This window comes from Microbacterium sp. APC 3901 (assembly GCF_030407765.1).
GTDB lineage: Bacteria > Actinomycetota > Actinomycetes > Actinomycetales > Microbacteriaceae > Microbacterium.
Window position 1 is genome coordinate 151,780 of record NZ_JASDCU010000004.1, and the last position, 19,588, is coordinate 171,367.

At 67.4% G+C, this 19,588-nt stretch carries 20 protein-coding genes; 15 read left to right on the forward strand and 5 right to left on the reverse strand.

Annotation, left to right across the window (positions count from 1 at the left end; translation table 11 throughout):
- The first annotated feature begins 36 nt into the window (after positions 1–36).
- The 4 genes from QMA07_RS05200 (at position 37) to QMA07_RS05215 (ending at position 4,434) form a co-directional block, all read left to right on the forward strand.
- A complete protein-coding gene (locus QMA07_RS05200; RefSeq protein ID WP_290160437.1) occupies positions 37–699 on the forward strand; it encodes a response regulator transcription factor in 663 nt (220 codons plus the stop codon).
- Entirely contained in the window at positions 689–1,921 is a 1,233-nt protein-coding gene (locus QMA07_RS05205) for an ATP-binding protein (protein WP_290160438.1), read from the forward strand. The genes QMA07_RS05200 and QMA07_RS05205 overlap by 11 nt, the downstream gene beginning before the upstream one ends.
- Positions 1,918–2,928 carry a hypothetical protein gene (locus QMA07_RS05210; protein ID WP_290160439.1) on the forward strand — a complete coding sequence of 337 codons (1,011 nt, stop codon included), beginning with the start codon at positions 1,918–1,920 and terminating at the stop codon, positions 2,926–2,928. The genes QMA07_RS05205 and QMA07_RS05210 overlap by 4 nt, the downstream gene beginning before the upstream one ends.
- Positions 2,929–3,234: 306 nt before the next feature.
- Complete coding sequence (locus QMA07_RS05215; protein WP_290160440.1) at positions 3,235–4,434, forward strand: ROK family transcriptional regulator; 1,200 nt, start codon at positions 3,235–3,237, stop codon at positions 4,432–4,434.
- 197 nt (positions 4,435–4,631) lie between these two features.
- On the opposite strand, the gene QMA07_RS05220 is transcribed toward QMA07_RS05215, so the two are convergent.
- The 4 genes from QMA07_RS05220 to QMA07_RS05235 form a co-directional block, all read right to left on the reverse strand.
- Complete coding sequence (locus QMA07_RS05220) at positions 4,632–4,871, reverse strand: acyl-CoA carboxylase subunit epsilon (RefSeq protein ID WP_290160529.1); 240 nt, start codon at positions 4,869–4,871, stop codon at positions 4,632–4,634.
- Positions 4,872–4,873: 2 nt separating this feature from the next.
- Positions 4,874–6,472, reverse strand: coding sequence for an acyl-CoA carboxylase subunit beta (locus QMA07_RS05225; RefSeq protein ID WP_290160441.1), 1,599 nt, complete (start codon positions 6,470–6,472; stop codon positions 4,874–4,876).
- 108 nt (positions 6,473–6,580) lie between these two features.
- Positions 6,581–7,567 carry a hypothetical protein gene (locus QMA07_RS05230; protein WP_290160442.1) on the reverse strand — a complete coding sequence of 329 codons (987 nt, stop codon included), beginning with the start codon at positions 7,565–7,567 and terminating at the stop codon, positions 6,581–6,583.
- A gap of 81 nt (positions 7,568–7,648) precedes the next feature.
- Positions 7,649–8,341, reverse strand: a complete 693-nt coding sequence (locus QMA07_RS05235; protein ID WP_290160443.1) for an NTP transferase domain-containing protein — start codon at positions 8,339–8,341, stop codon at positions 7,649–7,651.
- Between the two features lie 252 nt (positions 8,342–8,593).
- On the opposite strand from QMA07_RS05235, the gene QMA07_RS16945 reads away from it, so the two are divergent.
- Genes QMA07_RS16945 through QMA07_RS05250 form a run of 3 tightly spaced genes read left to right on the forward strand, consistent with a single transcriptional unit; the run spans position 8,594 to position 12,256 of the window.
- Positions 8,594–10,408, forward strand: coding sequence for an ABC transporter ATP-binding protein (locus tag QMA07_RS16945; protein ID WP_356762377.1), 1,815 nt, complete (start codon positions 8,594–8,596; stop codon positions 10,406–10,408).
- Positions 10,384–11,949 (forward strand): hypothetical protein, encoded by a 1,566-nt coding sequence (locus QMA07_RS05245; protein ID WP_290160444.1) that lies wholly within the window; start codon positions 10,384–10,386, stop codon positions 11,947–11,949. The genes QMA07_RS16945 and QMA07_RS05245 overlap by 25 nt, the downstream gene beginning before the upstream one ends.
- Before the next feature lie 40 nt (positions 11,950–11,989).
- Positions 11,990–12,256, forward strand: coding sequence for a DUF3039 domain-containing protein (locus QMA07_RS05250; RefSeq protein ID WP_042536500.1), 267 nt, complete (start codon positions 11,990–11,992; stop codon positions 12,254–12,256).
- Between the two features lie 22 nt (positions 12,257–12,278).
- On the opposite strand, the gene QMA07_RS05255 is transcribed toward QMA07_RS05250, so the two are convergent.
- The gene (locus QMA07_RS05255) at positions 12,279–13,604 is read right to left on the reverse strand and encodes a nicotinate phosphoribosyltransferase (RefSeq protein ID WP_290160445.1); all 1,326 of its coding nucleotides are present in this window, start codon (positions 13,602–13,604) and stop codon (positions 12,279–12,281) included.
- Positions 13,605–13,678: 74 nt separating this feature from the next.
- On the opposite strand from QMA07_RS05255, the gene murI reads away from it, so the two are divergent.
- The 8 genes from murI (at position 13,679) to QMA07_RS05295 (ending at position 19,359) form a co-directional block, all read left to right on the forward strand.
- The gene (gene murI / locus QMA07_RS05260; protein WP_140037544.1) at positions 13,679–14,512 is read left to right on the forward strand and encodes a glutamate racemase; all 834 of its coding nucleotides are present in this window, start codon (positions 13,679–13,681) and stop codon (positions 14,510–14,512) included.
- 51 nt (positions 14,513–14,563) lie between these two features.
- Positions 14,564–15,298 (forward strand): ribonuclease PH, encoded by a 735-nt coding sequence (rph, locus tag QMA07_RS05265; RefSeq protein ID WP_290160446.1) that lies wholly within the window; start codon positions 14,564–14,566, stop codon positions 15,296–15,298.
- The gene (gene rdgB / locus QMA07_RS05270) at positions 15,298–15,891 is read left to right on the forward strand and encodes an RdgB/HAM1 family non-canonical purine NTP pyrophosphatase (RefSeq protein ID WP_290160447.1); all 594 of its coding nucleotides are present in this window, start codon (positions 15,298–15,300) and stop codon (positions 15,889–15,891) included. Before rph ends, rdgB begins: the two co-directional genes overlap by 1 nt.
- A gap of 37 nt (positions 15,892–15,928) precedes the next feature.
- Complete coding sequence (locus QMA07_RS05275) at positions 15,929–16,528, forward strand: dihydrofolate reductase family protein (protein WP_290160448.1); 600 nt, start codon at positions 15,929–15,931, stop codon at positions 16,526–16,528.
- An 865-nt stretch (positions 16,529–17,393) separates the two neighbouring features.
- On the forward strand, positions 17,394–17,699 hold the full coding sequence (locus QMA07_RS05280) for a hypothetical protein (protein ID WP_290160449.1): 306 nt from the start codon (positions 17,394–17,396) through the stop codon (positions 17,697–17,699).
- Between the two features lie 351 nt (positions 17,700–18,050).
- Positions 18,051–18,386, forward strand: a complete 336-nt coding sequence (locus QMA07_RS05285) for a hypothetical protein (protein WP_290160450.1) — start codon at positions 18,051–18,053, stop codon at positions 18,384–18,386.
- A complete protein-coding gene (locus QMA07_RS05290) occupies positions 18,383–18,991 on the forward strand; it encodes a hypothetical protein (RefSeq protein WP_290160451.1) in 609 nt (202 codons plus the stop codon). Before QMA07_RS05285 ends, QMA07_RS05290 begins: the two co-directional genes overlap by 4 nt.
- Positions 18,988–19,359 carry a hypothetical protein gene (locus QMA07_RS05295; RefSeq protein ID WP_290160452.1) on the forward strand — a complete coding sequence of 124 codons (372 nt, stop codon included), beginning with the start codon at positions 18,988–18,990 and terminating at the stop codon, positions 19,357–19,359. Before QMA07_RS05290 ends, QMA07_RS05295 begins: the two co-directional genes overlap by 4 nt.
- Positions 19,360–19,588 lie beyond the last annotated feature (229 nt).

Consider the following 19,588-nt stretch of genomic DNA (forward strand, 5'->3'; position numbering starts at 1 on the left):
GATCGGGGAACGCTGACTACTCAGTAGGCTGGGCGGATGAGCAGGGTCGCACTCATCGACGATCACGAATCCGTCCGCCTCGGTCTCGAGGCGGCGTGCGCTCGAGACGGAGCGCAGACCGTCGTCTTCTCCGGCAGCACCGTCGTGTCGTATCTCGAGTGGAGGTCCGCGACGTCAGCGCAGCCGGCCGATGTGGTGGTGCTCGACCTGACCCTCGGCGACGGCACCACGGTGACCGAGAACGTCCGCTCGCTCGTCGCAGACGGCGCGAGCGTCGTGATCCACAGCGTCGCCGATCGACCGGCAGCCGTGCGCGAGGCGCTCGCCGCGGGAGCCGCGGGCGTCGTGAGCAAATCCTCGGCGCTCGGCGACGTGCTGGACGCGATCCGCACCGTCGCTCAGGGGGAGGCGCTCAACAACGTCGAGTGGGCGAGTGCAGTCGACGGCGATCGCGACTTCGCTGATGCCCAGCTGTCGACCCGTGAGCGTGAGGTTCTGCGGTTGTATGCCGCAGGTCTGCCGTTGAAGGCGGTGGCCGAGCGACTCGGCGTCGCGTACTCGACCGCGAAGGAGAACATCACTCGCATCCGGGTCAAGTACGTGGAGGTCGGGCGACCGGCTCCGACGAAGGTCGACCTTCTGCGTCGCGCGATGGAGGATGGGATCGTCGCCGCAGACGGGGCACCGAGTGGCCGCTGATCCGCTCAGCATCCGCGAGGCCTGGAGCAAGATCCCGTCTCCTGGCAGCGTGGAGACCGAGTTCGAGCGCTTCACGGGCAAGCGCATGGAACGCATCCTCGCCACTGTCGTCGCGATCGGGTCGGGCGTTCTCGGAGCACAGGCCCTGATCGCGGGCATCACGACCACATCGGGGTCGGATGCCGGACGCATCGCGATGCTGTTCGTGGTCTTCGTGCCGCTGATCGTGATGCTCATCGCGTGCATCATCGGTCGTGGCGTCAGGACGGCCTCGGGAGCGTTCGCGATCGTCTACACCCTCGCGCTCGGTGCCTGGCCGAGTTTGGTCGACCCGGTGGGCGAGGCTGCTGACCAGCCGTGGATCTTCTTCCTCGTCAATGTCGGGGTCGTGGCCGCCATGCTCGCATTTCCACTCTGGCTCCAGTTCTCGTGGGCGCTGTGCCTGCCGTTCGTCTACGGCTATGTCCGTCTCGTCGAGGGTGACTTCTCGCGTGACTTCTGGGTCACGACGGCCTTCGACGTGTCGTTCACCCTGATCCTCGGCTTCGTCATCATCGCGCTCGGGTGGATGTTCCGTTCTGTCGCAGCGGGGGTCGACGAGGCCCGGGCACGGGCGGTCGCCTCGTACGCCGGGGCAGCGGCCGCAGCCGCTGCCGAAGAGGAGCGCGCGGCCATGTCGGCGCTCATGCACGACAGCGTTCTCGCGGCACTGATCGCCGCGGAGCGTGCGGAAGGCGAGCGAGCGCAGGACCTCGCCGTCGGCATGGCCCGCGAGGCTCTCACCCGCCTTGCGAACACCGAGGCCGCTGTCGCGCAGGAAGGGAGCGACGAACCCGTCGGTGCGGCGCAGATCGTCGTCGAGCTCCGGCGGGCGCTCTCGGAGCTCGGGGCGGATGCGATCGTCGAGGAGCGAGGCGGGATCGGGCTGATCCCCGGACGCGCCGCGAGAGCACTCGTGCTCGCCGCCCGACAGGCGCTCGGCAATGCCGTCACACACGCGGGCGGGCGCGGCTTGCACATCGTCGTGGAGGGCCGAGGTGAAGAGGGCATCACCGTGACGATCTCGGACACCGGTCCCGGGTTCGATCTTCAGGCCATCGGTGCCGACCGCCTCGGAATCAGAGCATCGATCTTCGCGCGCATGGCCGGGGTGGCCGGTACTGCGGAGATCGACTCGAGCGAGTTCGGCACCGCGGTGACTCTGGGGTGGGAGCTTCCGTGAACCGCTCGGTGCGCAGTGTCGCGACCTCGCTCGCCGTCGGCTTCGCCATGTACTTCGCCGCCAGAGGCGTCTGGTGGATCGAGCAGCCCTCCGCGCCGCTGCTGATGGTCGCGGCGATCGCCCTTTATCTCGTCGTCGTCAACGTCGCGATCCTCTGGGACTCTGCGATCTCCGTGCGGATGCCTCTCTGGGCGGCGCTGGCAACCCTGGTCTCCAGCGTCCTGATTCCGGTGCTCGCGACACTGTCCCTCGATCCGCTCACACGCACGGCGCCGTTCGCGACCTGGTACATCGGCGCCATCGGTCTGATGGGCGTGGTGTGCATCGTGCGACGTCGGTTCGTGATCGGGTGGCTGGTTGTGGCGGTCCTCGTCGCCACGTCGTCGGCGTACCTGGGCTTCTTCGTCGCGCTCTCGCTCGGTCTCGTCGGCTCGCTCATGTGGGTCGTGATCGCTCACCTGCTGGTGATCTTCTGGGACAGGGCCGTTCGCGACACCGAGCGTCTCGCGGGGATCCAACAGGCGGTCTCGGCGTGGCACGCGACCCAGCAGGTGCGCCAGAAGGAACGTCGTCTGCGCACGCAGTTCGCGCTCGCGGTCGCCGGGCCCGTGCTCAGTCGCACCGTCGCATCTCGCGGTTCTCTGAACGAAGAGGAACGTCTGCAGGCTCGCCTGGCCGAGGGGCGCCTCCGGGATGAGCTTCGCGGCGCTGATCTGCTCAACGACGCGGTGCGGGATGCGATCGAGGACGCACGTCGCAGGGGTGCCGTGGTCACGGTCTTCGATGAGGGCGGCCTGGCCGATGTCGACGAGGAGAGACGCGCGACGATCCGTGACGAGCTCGCGCGAGTGCTGCGAGACGCTGATGCGGAGCGGTGGATCATCCGTGCGGCCCAGGACCCGCTCACTGCCGTGACGGTGGTGGGGCGAGCAGGTGCAGGCGGGCAGAGCGACGACGACGCCGTCGACGTGTGGCACGAGATCCCGAGAGACGCGCCAGGGGCCTGACTCCTTGCCGGACCCTGCCCTCGGCTCTGGCCGGGGGAGGAGGTCAGAGTCGAGGTCAGACAGAGTGGGCGAGGGGCGGCGAATCCGCCAGCCCCTCGCCAAGCGGACAAGTTACCCGAAAACCGTCCGCTGGTGGCCGGTCCGCGTCTATCTACCCTGGAACAGAGAGACCGGCCGAACGCTGAGCGTCTTACTCAGTTTCACGGTTATTCAAGTCGTTGTCTGTAGGTATTTTGGGGGACACGGATCCGACCCGGTGCGAGAAGATGGGGCATGGGAATGCGTCGAGGAACAAACCTCCCCCGTATGGGCGACTTCAATCAGTCGGTCATCCTCGAGGCCATCCGCCGGTCCGGTGAGGGACTCAGCCGGATCGAACTCGTCGAGGCGATCGGGCTCTCCGCGCAGACGGTGACGAACATCACCCGCCGTCTGCTCGACGAGGGGCTCATCGCCGAAGCCGGGCGGACCATCAACGGGCCGGGCAAGCCGAGGGTCACGCTGCGCCTGGTGGCGGAGAGCCGTTTCTCGGTCGGCGTGCATCTCGATCCGGCCGTGATCACGTTCGTGCTGCTGAACATGACCGGTGAGGTCGTGCGCCGGCGGGTCGTGCGCACGCAGGACCCGGACCCGAGTCGCATCGTCGAGACGATGGCGCAGACCATCGACGTCCTGATCGAAGAAGCAGGCATCGATCGGAATCGCGTCGCCGGGGTCGGCGTCGCGGCGCCCGGTCCACTCGACGCTGAGAAGGGCACCGTGATCGACCCTCCGAAGCTCGACGGATGGCATCGAGTTCCGCTGCGTTCGGTGCTCGCCGCGGCGACCGGTCTCGAGGTCACGCTGGAGAAGGACACCACGGCAGCCGCGGTGGGGGAGCTGTGGACCGGCGATGTGACGGCCGAGGGGGCTTTCCTGTTCGTGTACCTCGGAACGGGGCTGGGGGCAGCCGCGGCGCGAGACGGTGGCGTGGTCTCCGGCAGCACACACAACTTCGGTGAGATCGGCCACATCATGGTCGATCCGGAGGGGCCGGCGTGCGCGTGCGGCTCGCGGGGATGCGTCGAGGTGATGTGCACGCCGCAGGCGATCGTCGAACAGGCCGAGGCGGCCGGGGTGTTCGACGACGACCCTGAGGCTGGCGCCGTGAACGAGGTGGAGAAGCGATTCCTGCGTCTGTGTGAGCGGGCGTCGGCGGGCGAGACGACTGCACTCGGGGTGCTGCGTCGTTCTGCCGGCCATCTCGCGGTGCTGATCTCGGTGCTCACGAACGTTCTCGACGTCGATCGGGTCGTTCTCGGCGGCCCGTTCTGGGGGCCGCTCGCCGACATCTACCTGAGTGAGATCCCGGAGCCGTTGCACCGGAGGAGCGCGACTCGGGCGGTGCGCACGCTGACCGTCGACAGCGCTGTGGTGGGGGACGACGTCGGCGCGGTGGGGGCAGCCTGTGTTGTGCTCGACGCCGTTCTCACGCCCCGGGCATCGGACCTGTACCTCGAAGACTGAACGGCCCGTCAGTTTGCATACCGGTATATCGGCTACACCCCGGGAGGGATATCTCCAATCGATGTAATATCGAGGAGATGCGCCGTCTGGGGTGACAAGGTGCCAGGGGCGACGGCCCCGCATCAATCGGAGGGTCGTCTGCGTGGCCCGGTAGCTGGGGGGCTCCGGGCCCCGCAGGCACTCCGTGGTCGCTGCGATCAGCGCGCGAAGCGGCCCCACGGGATGTCTCGCCGCAGCGTACGCCGCAGAGGTCGCTGCGTACGAGCCCACGCCGAGACACGAGGCTCGTCGGCCACAGCCTCAGAGGCCTCCTGAGTGTAGGCGTCGCTCACGACCGCGATGAGAGCCGCGAGCTCCTCCTCGGTCGCGGCACCGCGAGTGATCTCCATCGTCGGCAGCTGTTGCTCCTCCGATGTCGCGTCCTGCGTCGCCCGCATGGTCACAGCGGGATGTTCCCGTGCTTCTTGGGGGGCAGCTCTGCGCGCTTGCCGCGAAGGGCGCGCAGAGCCTTGGCGATCGACACCCGGGTGTTCGCCGGTTCGATGATGCCGTCGATCTCGCCGCGCTCGGCTGCGAGGAATGGCGAGGTCACACTGTAGGTGTACTCGTTGGCGAGGCGGGTGCGCACGGCGGCGACGTCCTCGCCGGCCTCTTCCGCGCGCTTGATCTCGCCGCGGTAGAGGATGTTGACCGCACCCTGACCGCCCATCACGGCGATCTCCGCTGTGGGCCAGGCGAGGTTGACATCCGCACCGAGCTGCTTGGAGCCCATCACGATGTAGGCCCCGCCGTAGGCCTTGCGGAGGATGACGGTGACCAGCGGAACCGTCGCCTCGGCGTAAGCGTAGATGAGCTTCGCACCGCGCCGGATCACACCCGTCCACTCCTGGTCGGTGCCTGGCAGATACCCGGGCACGTCGACGAGCGTCACGATCGGAATCGAGAAGGCATCGCAGAACCGCACGAAACGGCTGGCCTTCTCACCCGCCTCGATGTTCAGGGTTCCCGCCATCTGCGACGGCTGGTTGGCGATGATGCCGACGGAGCGGCCCTCGACACGGCCGAAGCCGATCACGATGTTCGGCGCGAAGAGCGGCTGGACCTCGATGAAGTCCCCCGCATCGACGACGTGCTCGATGACGGTGTGGATGTCGTACGGCTGGTTCGCGGAGTCGGGGATGATCGTGTTCAGCGAGCGGTCGGCATCCGTCGTCTCCCACTCGAAGCCGCTCTCGTAGGCCGGGATCTCCGCCATGTTGTTGTCGGGGAGGAACCCGAGCAGCGTGCGGGCGTAGTCGATCGCGTCGTCCTCGTCTTCAGCGAGGTAGTGTGCGACGCCCGAGCGGGTGTTGTGCGTGAGCGCTCCTCCGAGCTCCTCCATGCCGACGTCCTCGCCGGTGACCGTCTTGATGACGTCGGGGCCGGTGACGAACATCTGGCTGGTCTTGTCGACCATGATCACGAAGTCCGTCAGTGCCGGGCCGTACACGGCGCCACCGGCTGCCGGGCCCATGATGAGTGAGATCTGCGGGATGACGCCGGACGAACGCGTGTTCAGTCGGAAGATCTCGCCGTACTTGCTGAGCGCGAGCACTCCCTCCTGGATGCGGGCTCCGCCCGAATCCAGGATGCCGATGATCGGCATGCCGCCGGCCAGTGCGAACTCCATGATCTTGATGATCTTGTCGCCCGAGACCTCGCCCAGCGATCCACCGAACGTGGTGAAATCCTGGGAGTACACCGCCACCGTGCGTCCGTGGATGGTTCCGACGCCGGTCACGACCGAGTCGCCGTAGGGGCGGTTGCGGTCCATGCCGAACGAGGTGGTGCGGTGCCGCACGTACTCGTCGAATTCGACGAAGCTCCCCGGATCGACGAGCAGTTCGATGCGCTCGCGGGCGGTCATCTTGCCTTTGGCGTGCTGCTTCTCCTGCGCGACCTTCTCAGCGTCGACAACGGCTTCGTTGTAGCGAGCGCGGAGGTCTGCGATCCTGCCGGCGGTGGTCGAGAGTTCGGGCTTGTCCGTCACGGATTCCACCCTATCGTCGGGTCGGCTCCGTCCGTTGGATGCTCGCCACAACGGGTCGCCGGATCCTTTGGCGGCTCTGGTGCAGTCGGCGCTGGCGGCTGCCGGTGTCGGACGGCGTCAGTCCTCGGCGCCGTTCGACGGGCCGGATCCGAGCTCGCCGGGAAGATCGTGCGTTCCCGGCGGGTCGATCTCGTCGAGCCCGCTCCTGCGTCCCCGTCCGACGGATGCGATCTTCCGCCCCGCCCAGCCGACGCCACGTGCTGCCGAACCGGCCGCACCCGCAACGGCACCCCCGACGAACTGCGCGCCGTGCAGCATCCGCAGTTCGAGCTTCTCTGCTCCGTCGACGGGCTCGAGCTCGAGTGGCAGATCCATCGGAGGTACGCCGAAAGCATGATGCGACGTGATGAGCACGCGGCGCCCGAGAATGTGGTTTCCCGCGCCGCCGACTGCGGCCCCCACGCCGAAGGGAAGCGCCTTGCCGATGACGGAGGCCCCGCCCTTCGCGGCGAACTGCTTGATGAACATGCTCTTGAGCCGGTCGACGAGAGGCCCTACGGCCGCGCGGGGAAGCGACTTCGTGACCATCTCGCCCCAGTACGAGGATCTCGTGCCTCCGCGACCCGTCGCCTGCCCTGCCAACTGTCCGACGAGCGCCACGCCCTCTTTGCCGAGCATCAGGGTCATGACGAGCGCTCTGGCCCTGTCGGGGTTGGAGACGGCGATCCCATGGACCTCGGCGACTGACTGCGCGAACAGCGCGGTCGATTCGACGAACCCCACAGTCTCCACTCCCGACAGTGCGAGGGTGATGCCTGTGCCGATGCCGGGAACGACGGCGGTCGCGCCGACGGCTGCGCCGCCGGTCGTGACAGCCGCGAGGTAGCGACGCTCGAGGATGCGGATGATCTGCTCAGGTGACGCGTGCGGGTTCCTCAGGCGGATGCTGCGGATGTGCGCCAGGACGAGAGGGCGCTGGATGGCGAGGACACGATCGAGCCCTCGAACCATCAACGGGTGCTCCGTCGAACCCACCGGCGGCACCCCCCTGTCCCACGCGGCGTCGTCGGGGAGGGAGTGGATCTTGTGCACCTTGGGGGCCATGGAACGATCCTAGGAACCCAGGCCGCGAAAACGCCGAAAGCCCGGCTCCCCTTGACGGAGCCGGGCTTTCGTGAAAGACGATCAGACGAACAGGTTCGCCCGCTCGAGGTCCTCGGCGAAGTCGACCTCGACCGCGTACAGGTCTGAGACATCCATCGGCTCGAGCAGAAGGCCGTCTTCGGCGATCGCGAGCTCGAGGCCGCGCTCGAAGTAGTCCTGGTCCTCGACGCGCTGCAGCTGGCGCATGAACGCCTTCTTATTGGCCGACGAGATGTAGTTGATGCCCACGGCCTCGCCGAGGCCGCCCTTGACGGTCTTGGAGAGTTCGTTGATGAAGCCCTCGGCCGTGACCGTGTACTTGACCTCTTCATCGCTGACCTTGGAGGTGTTGACGGTGACGAACGACTGGTCGCGCTCGATGTACGCGGCCGCCCGACCGAGGATCATCGGGTCGAAGACGACGTCGCCGTTCATCCAGAGCACTCCGGACCGGCCCGTGGCACCGAGAGCACGCAGCAGGCTCTTCGAGGTGTTGGTCTCGTCGTAGCGCTCGTTGTGCACGTAGTTGACGTTCGGGAACGCCTCGATGATGGTCTCGGCGCGGTATCCCACGACGGCGGTGATGCGGGCGTCCGAGCCGAACGCGGCGCGGATGTTGTCGTGCTGCTGGCGCATGATCGTGCGGCCGTCGCTCAGTTCGGTGAGCGGCTTCGGCAGCGCGCGGCCCAGGCGAGAGCCCATTCCTGCTGCGAGGATGACGGTCTGAAGAGTCACGAGTGCTCCTAAATGAAGTATGTGTTCATGGTCGGTTCACCGACCGGACACTTCGTCGTGCCGAGAGTCATGCTAGCGATCAAGCCTGGGAGGCCCCGGGGGTTGACGTCGCTGTTGCCAATTCGTGATCCAGTACACACCCAACACTCAGATTCGTCCATATCCGGTCGACGAGAGGTCGGTGAGACGATCCTATGGGCGATTTGTTGCGGTGACCCGAAGAAAGTCGGCACCCGTTGATACCGTAGGACGGTGACTGCTTCTTCCTCCGACGACCGCCCCGATCAGGTGGCTGACGCCGCGCCCGCCGCCCCGAAGAAGACCCCCGCCCGCAAGACGTCCGCCAAGAAGACGCCCGCCAAGCGTGCCCCGTCCAAGGCCGCGGCCGACAAGGCGGCAGCGACTGTCGAGGTGGTCGCCGAGCCGGCGCTGAAGATCGACCGGAGCCCTGAGAGCGCCGGTGCGCGATCTGCGGCGCCGAAGAGGACCACGTCTGCCACGGCGCGCGCGGCCGCAGCGAAGAACTCCTCGCGCGACACGACGGCCCGCGCGGCTGCGACCAAGACCGCTTCGGCGCGATCCACGCCGATCAAGACGGCTGCGGCCAGGACGGTGGCAGCCAAGGCTGCTGCTGCCAAGACAACGGCTGCACAGAGCACTGCTGCAGCGGGGTCGGACTCGAGCGCATCGGCAGCGAAGACGGCTTCGGCGAAGACGGCTTCGGCGAAGACCGCGGCAGCCAAGGCCGCCGCGGAGAAGAGCGCTGCGGCGAAGGCCACGGCGCGGGCGTCGGCCGCGAGGACGACGGCGGCCAAGGCTGCTGCGGCGAAGACGGCCGCGGCGAAGGCTGCTGCGGCGAAGAGTTCCGCGGCCGAGGCTGAGGAAGCCGAGGCTGAGGAAGCCGAGGCCGTGACGGTCGAGGGCGTCGCTGTCGACCGAGCAGAAGCGGAAGCGGACACCGCGGCGGATGTCCGTGAGTTCGACGTCGACGCGTCGGGCTCGACGGGTGCGGCCGTCGAAGAGCAGGTCGAGGTCGCAGCGGAGACGCGCCCCGAGTCCGAGCGGCAGCCGCTGACGACCGAGCGGGAGGCATCCTCGGCCGTGCTGGCCGTCGACAGCGAAGAAGCACCCTCCGATCCCGCTCTCGAGACGGCACCGGTCGAAGACGCCACGGCCGAAGCCGCGACTGTCGCCGAGCCCACCGAGGAGCCGTCCGTCGAGGAGCACGCCTCATCCGGGGTCGTCGATCCCGTGACCGAGGCAGATGAGACAGACGAGGCCGTGAGCGGAGCCGGCGCGGCATCCGGATCCGAGGCCATCCGCATCCGCGGACTCGTGAAGACCTTCGGCGACCACACCGCGGTCAACGGCATCGATCTCACCGTGCCCGCGGGGTCGTTCTATGGCATCGTCGGTCCCAACGGGGCGGGCAAGACGACGACCCTCTCGATCGTCGCGGGCCTTCTGCGCGCAGACGCGGGCGACATCGCGATCTGCGGCATCGATCAGTCGGCGAAGCCGCTCGCCGCGAAGCGCATGATGGGCGTGCTGCCCGATCGCCTCCGCACGTTCGATCGGCTCACGGGGCGGCAGCTCCTCTACTACTACGGGCTCCTCCGGGGGCTTGCATCGGCGGTGATCGAGAAGCGCGTCGCCGATCTCGCCCGAGCCTTCGACCTCGGGGAGGCCCTGAACCGCGTCGTCTCCGACTACTCGGCCGGCATGACCAAGAAGATCATGCTCGCGGGCGCGATGATCCACTCGCCGCGGGTCCTCGTGCTCGATGAGCCGTTCGAGTCCGTGGATCCGGTGTCCTCCGCGGTGATCCTGGACATCCTGCGCGCCTATGTCTCGCACGGAGGGACCGTGGTTCTGTCGAGCCATGGCATGGATCTCGTCGAGCGCGTCTGCTCGCGGGTCGCGATCATCGTCGGGGGAGAGGTTCTCGCCGAAGGCACGATCGACGAAGTGCGCGCAGGGCAGACGCTCGAGGCGCGGTTCGTCGAGCTCTCCGGCGGTATCGGCGAGGTGGAGGGGCTCGAGTGGCTGCACACGTTCTCCGACTGAGGGCGGCGCTCCTGATCGGATCGCTTCGCGACGAGCGTCGGGTGCGCACCCTCGCCATGCTCACTCTCGTGGTGATACTGACGGCTGTGGTCTGCGCTGCGGTTCTCAGCCTCGACGACGCCCCCGTCGCTGTCGCACGCACGGTCATCGTGCTCGGCAGCGCCGCTCTGCTCCTGGGTTTCCTGGTGGGCCCGATCCTCGTGGGGGCCGTCGACCAGCTCGATCCCCGCCGCTTCGCGGTGTTCGGAGTCGACGAACGGCAGATGCCGTGGATCCTCGCACTCGCCTCTTTCATCAGCGTTCCGAGCCTCGCTCTGGTCGCCGTGAATGTCAGCGTGTGCATCGTGGCCGTCAGGCTGGGGGCGCCCTGGTTCATCGCAGTGCTGATGAGCGTGGTCAGCCTGCTGTCGACGATCCTCTCGGCACGCATCGGAATGGCCGTGAACGCACTGCTGCTGCCCGAGCGTCGGTCGCGCGAGCTCACCGCCCTCTTCGCACTGGCCGTGATCGTGATCGCGTTCCCCGTCGCCGTGTTCCTCGCCTCGCTCAAGTGGGACGGGCAGGTTCCCGCGGCCGTCGCGTCGCTGACGGCGACCATCGGCTTCACCCCTTTGGCCGCGTCGTCGCGGTTCCTCTTCTCGTTCGCGACGGAGGATGTCGCCGGAAACTGGATCAGCGGCATCGTGGCGCTCGGCACCGCAGTGGCGCTCTCGGCGCTGTGGTCGTGGCTCGTGCGCAGACTGCTCACCACCACGGAGCGTCCCGTGGCCTCGCGGGAGCGCTCGGGCCTCGGCTGGTTCGGTCTGCTCCCGTCGAACGCCTTCGGTGCGATCGCGTCGCGCAGCCTGGTCTACTGGCTGCGCGACCGCAGGTACATCATGAACCTCATCGTCGTCCCTGTGGCCGGCGCGCTCACCGTGCTGCCTCTCCTGGTGGCCGGAGTGCCGCTCGAGATCGCCGCGCTCGTTCCGGTCCCGGTGATGGCTCTGTTCTTCGGGTGGCTCCCGCACAACGATGTCGCCTATGATTCCACGGCACTCTGGACTCACGTGGCCAGTGGCGTGCGAGGCATCCCCGATCGTCTGGGACGACTCGTCCCGGTCGTTCTGGTGGCTGTTCCGGTGCTCGCGATCGCCGTTCCGCTCACTCTGCTGTGGATCGACGACTGGCGTCTGCTTCTTCCGCTCACCGGCCTCGGTGCCAGCCTGCTGCTCTCAGCGCTCGGGTTCTCGAGCATCGTCTCGGTGATCGCGCCCTACGCCGTGTCGCGCCCCGGCGACAGCCCGTTCCAGCAGCCGCAGCGGCCGACTTCGCGCGGTGCATACGGCCCCGCCGCGGCATTCCTCGGTGCGATCGTGGTGAGCGTGCCGACCATCTGGCTTCTCGTGCTCACGATGCTCGAGGGGTCGCAGTTCGCCCCCGCGACATTCTGGGCCGGACTTGCGACCGGCATCGCCGTCTTCGCGATCGGTGTCGGCGTGGGCGGACGGATCTTCGAGCGCGAGGGCGAGCGGCTGATGGAGTTCGTCGAGACCGCGTGACAGCCGCCCAAGCGGGCGCTTCCGCGGCTAGACTCTCGGCATGAGTACTCCGCTGGACAGCCCCGATCAGGGCGGCGTGGCAACGCTTGATCGCGAACTGGAAGAACTCCTCCGCGAGGAGAACCTCGAGCCGGGCGATCACGAGCGCTTCTCCCACTACGTCAAGAAGGACAAGATCCTCGAGTCGGCGATCACCGGCAAGCCGGTGCGTGCGCTGTGCGGCAAGAAGTGGACGCCGGGTCGCGACCCGGAGAAGTTCCCGATCTGCCCCACGTGCAAGGAGATCTACGAGACGATGGTCGGCTGAGCGTTCGCGCGCTCAGCCGCACTCAGCTCGCGTCTACGAAGACGGTGGGGATCGCCGGATCCGACTTGCTGAGCGCGAGCGCCCGCACCGGAAGCTCCTCCCGCACCCGAAGGTGGTGTGCGCGCGCGGAGGCGGTTCCCTCGGGCCCCTCGAACGCGGTGTCGATTTCGCCACGCTCGACGAACGTCGTCTGCAGCGCGCGTCCGTCCGCGTGCTCCGCCGGGGTGTCGAGCTCTTCGAAGCCATCTGAGACCACGACGGTCTCGGACTCGGCGACCCCGTCGACGAGGGTGCGGAATGCGGCTTTGCGCCCGCCGTGCGACGCCTTGTCGGTCGAGGCCTTCGCCACTCCGATCCACGATCCGCTCGGGTCCTGACGAGCCACGAGCTTGTAGACCATGCTCGCGGTGGGGTATCCGGATCCTGTGACCACCGAGGTGCCGACGCCGTACGCATCGACCGGTGACGCCGCCAGAGCGGCGATCGCGTACTCGTCGAGATCGCTCGTGACCGTGATGCGAGTGCTCGTCGCACCGAGCTCGTCGAGCTGCGCCCGCACTTCTGCGGCGACGATGGGCAGGTCGCCGGAATCGATGCGCACACCGCCCAGGCCCGTGCCGGCGACGCGGATGGCCGTATCGACGCCGGTGCGGATGTCGTAGGTATCGACGAGCAGGGTCGTGTCGGTGCCCAGGCTGGCGATCTGCGACCGGAAGGCCTCTTCCTCGGTCTCGTGCAGCAGGGTCCACGAGTGCGCGGCGGTGCCCATCGTCGGGATGCCCCACCGGCGTCCGGCCTCGAGGTTGCTCGTCGCACGGAAACCCGCGATGTAGGCGGCGCGTGCGGCTGCAACGGCGGACTGCTCGGCGGCGCGACGGGACCCCATCTCGGCCAGCGGACGCTCGCCCGCCGCGATGCTCATGCGCGACGCGGCGGTGGCGACGGCCGAATCATGGTTGAGGACGCTGAGGGCCAGCGTCTCGAGCACGACGGCGTCGGCGAAGCTGCCCTCGACCGTGAGGATCGGAGATCCGGGAAAGTAGAGCTCGCCCTCACGGTAGCCCCGGATCGATCCGGTGAAGCGGTAGTTCTCGAGATAGCTGAGCGACTCGCCATCCACCACGTGGTTGTCGCGGAGGAACCGCAGCTCGTCGTCTCCGAAGCGGAACCCGCGCAACAGCGTGAGAAGACGCCCGGTGCCGGCCACGACGCCGAAGCGGCGGCCCCCGGACAGTCGACGGGAGAACAGTTCGAACACACTCGGTCGCGATGCCGTGCCGTCGCGAAGCGCGGCGGCGAGCATGGTGAGTTCGTAACGATCGGTCAGAAGCGCCGTGGACGTCGTCATCCGCTCAGCTTAGTGACGACACCCGCACGGGTCGCTGAGCATGACGCGGTCGCACGCAGGTAGGCTGGGTAGTCATGAACGACGCCCCGATCGGAATCTTCGACTCCGGTGTCGGCGGACTCACGGTGGCTCGTGCCATCCGAGCCCAGCTGCCCCGGGAATCGTTCGTCTACATCGGCGACACGGCCCATTCCCCGTACGGCCCGAAGCCCATCGCGGACGTGCGGCGCTACAGTCTCGAGGTCCTCGACACGCTGGTCGATCAGGGCGTCAAGATGCTCGTGATCGCCTGCAACACCGCATCTGCAGCCATGCTCCGCGACGCGCGGGAGCGGTATGACATCCCTGTCGTCGAGGTGATCGGTCCGGCAGTGCGCCGAGCCGTCTCGACCACTCGCAACGGACGTGTGGGCGTCATCGGCACAGTCGGGACGATCGGCTCACGTGCCTATCAGGACATGCTCGAGGTGAATGAGCGCCTCGAGGTGTTCACCGCTGCGTGCCCTCGTTTCGTGGAGTTCGTCGAGGGCGGCATCACCGGCACGCCGGAAGTGCTCGCCACCGCCGAGGAGTACCTTGCCCCACTGCGCGACGCCGGCGTCGACACCCTGGTGCTCGGCTGCACGCACTACCCGTTCCTCCGCGGTGCGATCAGCTACGTGATGGGGGAGGGCGTCACGCTCGTCTCCAGCGACGACGAGACCGCGGGCGATGTATACCGTCAGCTCGTGCGCGGCGACCTGCTCGCATCCTCCGACGCCACGGCGTCGTATGTCTACGAGGCGACCGGTGATTCGACGACCGAGTTCACCGCCCTCGCCAACCGTCTGATGGGCCGAGAGGTGCGCGACGTCCAGCTCGTGCAGACCGGCGTCATCACGCTCCCTGCTACGGCCCCCGGCTCATAGCTCTCCCGCAGCACCCGCTTCATCCACCGCCCCTCCACCCGAAGGAACCCCATGACCAGCATCGTCCGCGCCGACGGCCGTTCCACCGACCAGCTCCGCGAGATCACGATCGAGCGCGGATGGAGCAGCCACGCTGAGGGATCGGCACTGATCAGCTTCGGCGGCACGAAGGTGCTGTGCACCGCGTCGTTCACGAACGGCGTGCCTCGCTGGCTCACCGGCAAGGGCAAGGGGTGGGTCACGGCCGAGTACTCGATGCTTCCTCGCGCGACCAACAGCCGCAACGACCGTGAGAGCGTCAAGGGGCGCATCGGCGGGCGCACGCACGAGATCTCCCGTCTGATCGGACGTGCTCTTCGCGCCGTGGTCGACACCAAGGCTCTCGGCGAGAACACGATCGTCATCGACTGCGACGTGCTGCAGGCAGACGGAGGGACGCGCACCGCCGCGATCACCGGAGCCTACGTCGCGCTGGCGGACGCCATCGAATGGGGCCGCGAGAAGAAGTTCATCGGCAAGAACGCGACGCCGCTGCTCGATTCTGTGGCCGCGATCTCTGTCGGCATCATCGACGGCGAGCCCATGCTCGATCTGGCATACGTCGAGGACGTCCGCGCCGAGACAGACATGAACATCGTCGTCACCGGTCGTGGGCTCTTCGTCGAGGTGCAGGGGACCGCAGAGGGGGCGCCTTTCGACAAGCGCGAGCTCGACGCCCTGCTCGATCTGGGTGTCGCCGGATGCGCCGACCTGAAGGGCCACCAGCTGAAGGCTCTCGCCGGCTGATGAAGGTCGTCCTCGCCACGCACAACGCGCACAAGGTCGCGGAGTTCCAGCAGATCGTCGCGGCGACGCGTCCGGATCTCGAGATCGTCGCGTACGACGGCCCGGAGCCGGTCGAAGACGGCGTCACGTTCGCGGAGAACGCCCTCATCAAAGCGCGCGCTGCCGCGCACCACACGGGACTCGTGGCTCTGGCCGACGACTCGGGTATCTGCGTCGACGTGCTGGGCGGGTCGCCCGGAGTGTTCTCGGCCTACTGGGCGGGGCAGAAGAAGGATGCCGCGGCCAACCTCGAGCTGCTGCTCGACCAGCTGCACGACATCGCGGATCCGCACCGCACCGCGCACTTCAACTCGACGATCGCGATGGTCGTCCCGAATGGACGTGAGCATGTGGTCGTAGGGAACTGGCCCGGTCGTCTGGCGCGGGAGGCATCGGGCGGCGGCGGGTTCGGCTACGACCCGATCTTCATCCCCGACGGCCAGCTCGAAGGTGAGGAGCGCACGGTCGGCGACTTCTCCGACGCGGAGAAGCAGGCCCAGTCGCATCGAGCGCGTGCGTTCGCCGAACTGGTGCCGCTGCTCGCAGGACTCTGAACCACTTCCACGACAACCACTACGCTTGACGTACTTCATGCGTAGTGGTTATCGTGGTCGGCATGCGAGACTCACTTACTACATCGGAGTCACTCTCGACGGGTTCATCGCCGGCCCTGATGACGAGGTCGACTTCTATCCCGTGACTCCGGCCTTCGCCGAGACGCTCGGCACCGAGCTCGCCGACCTCCAGCCGGCACACGTTCGCGCGGCGCGCGGAGGCGCGGACGAGCCGCTGACCCGGTTCGACACGGTCGTGATGGGCCGCCGCACGTACGAGCCCGCGCTTCAGGTCGGCATCACCGACCCGTACTCGCACCTGCGCACGATCGTGTTCAGCCGCTCGCTCCAAGACCCGGGTGAGGCCAACGTCGAGGTCGTCCGCACCGATCCCATCGCGCGGGTGCGGGAGCTCAAGGCGGAGGACGGTCTGGGCATCTACCTGGCGGGCGGAGCCTCGCTCGCGGGCGTCCTCCTCGACGAGATCGATCGGCTGATCGTCAAGAAGTACCCGGTGATCGCCGGCTCCGGAATCCCGATGGCGAGGCAGGAGTTCTCGCCGACCCCGTTCGCCCTCGACCAGGTGCGGTCGTTCGACAACGGCTGCGTCATGCTCGAGTACTCCCGTTCCCGCTGACGAATCGCCTACTGAGAATCATCACCATTCCCGACATGGGGTCTGGATTGGCTCTAAATCGAGAAACGAGATCGTCTTCCTGCGAGACACAGGCTATCCCGTGGTCATGACTTTGGACACGAATTGGACACGGAGTCACGACTGAGTCCTGAGTGACCGTAACGCTGTTAGGTCATACCTCAGGGTCAGATCCTGATGGGCCGATATCCTTCCTGACCGTCCGGGGCAGAGAGAAGCCGCCCCATCCTGGCAGGGATTGAGGCGGCGGAAGATTTGAGATCTCGTGTCGATTCTACTCGACCCACCCCGCCCGCGACCACTGCGGCGAGCGCCGATCACGTCGGATACCCGTGCCCGATTCGAGCGTCCAGATGCCGCAGCAGCCCGTGGTGGATGTTCACATATCTATGACCCGGTAACTATAGGCGGCACCCCCGATCATTACAGCGCGTCCGCACTAACTGAAACCCAGCGCGTGTACTCCCTCCGCTCAAAGATCCGGCGCTGTGGGCAGGCGGGCCACCGGTGCGGTTCGGCGCTCTGCGCCCGATGCTCGACTAGCCGGTCCGCCCAGCACCGCCGTGACCTCACAGCCGCTCTACGCCATCAGAACGGCACCGCCGTGTTCTGGACCGCAACCATCGCCACAACGCCCGAGAAGGGCATCAGGCAGGCGTGGGCAGACCTCCTGAGTGTGCTCCAGGCGACAACCCGGGGCGGATGGCTACAGCGGCAGGGCATAGCCGGTTCCGCTCGCGCCATAGAGCCCGAGATCACCCCTGGAGGCGCGCACGTCCACGCCCACACACTTCTCGTTTTCAGATCTCAGATCGACGCCGAGAGATTCCGTCAGTTCGCACTAACTATGCGTTCGCGCTATCTCGCGGAGGCCGACCGGCTGGGTATCGCGGCGAGCGCGGATGGCCAGGACGTCTCCCTCGTGAGGTCGCTCCCTCGCGTCGTGCGATACATCACCAAGATGGGCGTACGCGCTAACGGCACCGACTCACTCTCCCGCCTGTGGGCCGCAGTGGAGCAGGGCGACGCCGAGGCGCTGGCCATGGTGCACGAGCTGGAGGGTGCCGCCTACCGGCGCAGGGCATGGACGACGACCGGCGTCTGCCGTCCTCTCCTGGACTTCGATGACCTTCTCCGCGCTGGAGCCGTCTGACTGCATGCGGCGAGCCCGTTAGCGCGAACCGAGACAAAGTTCCATCGGGGCGCATCTCGAACGTGAATCTCGAAGCGGTCGATATCCTTCCTGACCCCCGAGACGGAGACGCCCGACATGCCGCAGCAGCTCGCCACCACGACAGCCCGACCGGGCCGTCGCTGTGTGCTGTGCTCGCACCCGGACAGGGCAGAAGTGGAGTTCGCGCTAACCGCGGGCTCGTCATCCATTCGGGGCGTTGCGGGGCGGTTCGGGCTCGCCCCCGAGTCTGTGCGCAGACACGTGCGAGACCACCTCAGCGCAGCCGCACAGGCCGCACTGGCGGAGGTAGAGGGAGCACCTGGCCTCACGATGGCTTCCCGCCTCTTGGAGGTCGCAGATCATGCGCGAGACACCCGTGCCGCAGCGGAAGCCAGGGGCGATCACAAGCTCGCCCTGAGCGCCGGTCAGGCGGAGGCCCGTGTCCTCGCCTCTCTCGCACCTCTCGACACTCTGGGCGCAGACATCGCAGAGAACATCCAGGACGCCAACGACGCGCTCAAAGTTCTGGGCACGACCGTGCGCGAGCACCCCGAGGTAGCAACGGCGATCATCGACGTCTTGGAGAGCCGCAACCGGCGCGATTGGGCCGACCACATCCGGCAGATGGCTGACAACGCAAATCGAGAAATTGGAGTTAGCGCATGACGAACACTATTGAGAGCCCGCGGGACCGACTGGAGCGACTGCGTGCCGAGGTGGCCGACCGGAAGGATGCCGCCTTGTCGATCCGACCGGGCGATGAGTTCCACGTCCTGCGAACCGGCATCAGCATCGCCACCGGGCGCGGCCTCCTCTCCGCCGCGCACCAGACGACGGCGGGCGAGACGATCATCGCGACGGCTGAGATGATCGCAGCGTCCTTCTCGGCAAGCGGCAGATCCTGGATGTCGATCATCGGAGACGACGCCGCACAGTTCGACCGCTGGGGCGAGATCCGGTTCCGCCCGGGTCGGGCACCCGAGGACATCCAGCGATGGAACGAATGGGGCGATGGTCAGTGGAGCGAACTCCGAGAGCAGGCAAGAAAAGAGGCTTGGGCGCAGCCGACCGCAGAGGCCCGCGCCGATGCGCTCGCCGCGGTCGAGAAGAAGTTCGGCCCCGCAGCACCCACCAGCACGATCATCTCGACCTCGCCCGATCCGTCCATCGCCGCAGCCGAGGCGCAGCGGAAGGCGCTGGATGAGGGCGGGACTCGGCTGGCATGGGCGTATGAGGCCCGGGAGCCCGGGCAGGCCGGTGACCGACGATGACCACCCCGACAGGCAACCAGTCCCGCCGCCTGAATGAGAGTCTTCGCAGCTTGACTGCCTACTACCTCAGTTCGGAAGGCTTCGACGCCGAGCCAAGCCCGATTCACTCGAAGATCAGCACGGCCCTAGATGCGGGGCTCGTGCCCGACGTGACCGGTATTCCCGGCGTGTGGGTAGACGTCAGCGCCCGCGGCAACCATCGCCTCTCGGTGGATCTCGATTCCGCTCGTGCGACCGCAGCGCTGGCCGGTTATCCCGTGACAGCCCTCGTGCAGTCGAGAGGTGGACGCGGCATCGATGAGGCCTACGCCGTCCTGACCCTGGGAGACCTCGTCAAGCTGGCCAGGTCAGCAGCTCCAGCCCCATAGACCCCGCGTCGCCTGGAGGGTAGCCCCTACTTCGAGCCCAGGCGACGCGGCCCATAACTCAACACAGCTCCCGTGCAGGCGTTCGCCCCTTCCTTGGTTTCGCGTCTGCACGGGTCCCGCCGCCCGAGCCCGTGAGCGACGGCGGCACGGTTTCAGGGGCAAAGGGCACGCTCGCGCGTGACCCCTGTGACCACGTGGCCCACCGAGAGTTGATCTTCTCGGTGGGTCA

Excerpts from the sequence above, each read along its gene's own strand:
- rph (WP_290160446.1), top strand. The coding sequence starts at position 14,564 with ATGACCAGCATCGTCCGCGCCGACGGCCGTTCCACCGACCAGCTCCGC.
- QMA07_RS05295 (WP_290160452.1), top strand. The coding sequence starts at position 18,988 with ATGACCACCCCGACAGGCAACCAGTCCCGCCGCCTGAATGAGAGTCTT.
- QMA07_RS05275 (WP_290160448.1), top strand. The coding sequence starts at position 15,929 with ATGCGTAGTGGTTATCGTGGTCGGCATGCGAGACTCACTTACTACATC.
- QMA07_RS05290 (WP_290160451.1), top strand. The coding sequence starts at position 18,383 with ATGACGAACACTATTGAGAGCCCGCGGGACCGACTGGAGCGACTGCGT.
- murI (WP_140037544.1), top strand. The coding sequence starts at position 13,679 with ATGAACGACGCCCCGATCGGAATCTTCGACTCCGGTGTCGGCGGACTC.
- QMA07_RS05285 (WP_290160450.1), top strand. The coding sequence starts at position 18,051 with ATGGCTTCCCGCCTCTTGGAGGTCGCAGATCATGCGCGAGACACCCGT.
- QMA07_RS05215 (WP_290160440.1), top strand. The coding sequence starts at position 3,235 with ATGGGCGACTTCAATCAGTCGGTCATCCTCGAGGCCATCCGCCGGTCC.
- QMA07_RS05255 (WP_290160445.1), bottom strand. The coding sequence starts at position 13,604 with ATGACGACGTCCACGGCGCTTCTGACCGATCGTTACGAACTCACCATG.
- QMA07_RS05220 (WP_290160529.1), bottom strand. The coding sequence starts at position 4,871 with ATGCGGGCGACGCAGGACGCGACATCGGAGGAGCAACAGCTGCCGACG.
- QMA07_RS05200 (WP_290160437.1), top strand. The coding sequence starts at position 37 with ATGAGCAGGGTCGCACTCATCGACGATCACGAATCCGTCCGCCTCGGT.
- QMA07_RS05250 (WP_042536500.1), top strand. The coding sequence starts at position 11,990 with ATGAGTACTCCGCTGGACAGCCCCGATCAGGGCGGCGTGGCAACGCTT.
- rdgB (WP_290160447.1), top strand. The coding sequence starts at position 15,298 with ATGAAGGTCGTCCTCGCCACGCACAACGCGCACAAGGTCGCGGAGTTC.
- QMA07_RS05230 (WP_290160442.1), bottom strand. The coding sequence starts at position 7,567 with ATGGCCCCCAAGGTGCACAAGATCCACTCCCTCCCCGACGACGCCGCG.
- QMA07_RS05280 (WP_290160449.1), top strand. The coding sequence starts at position 17,394 with ATGCGTTCGCGCTATCTCGCGGAGGCCGACCGGCTGGGTATCGCGGCG.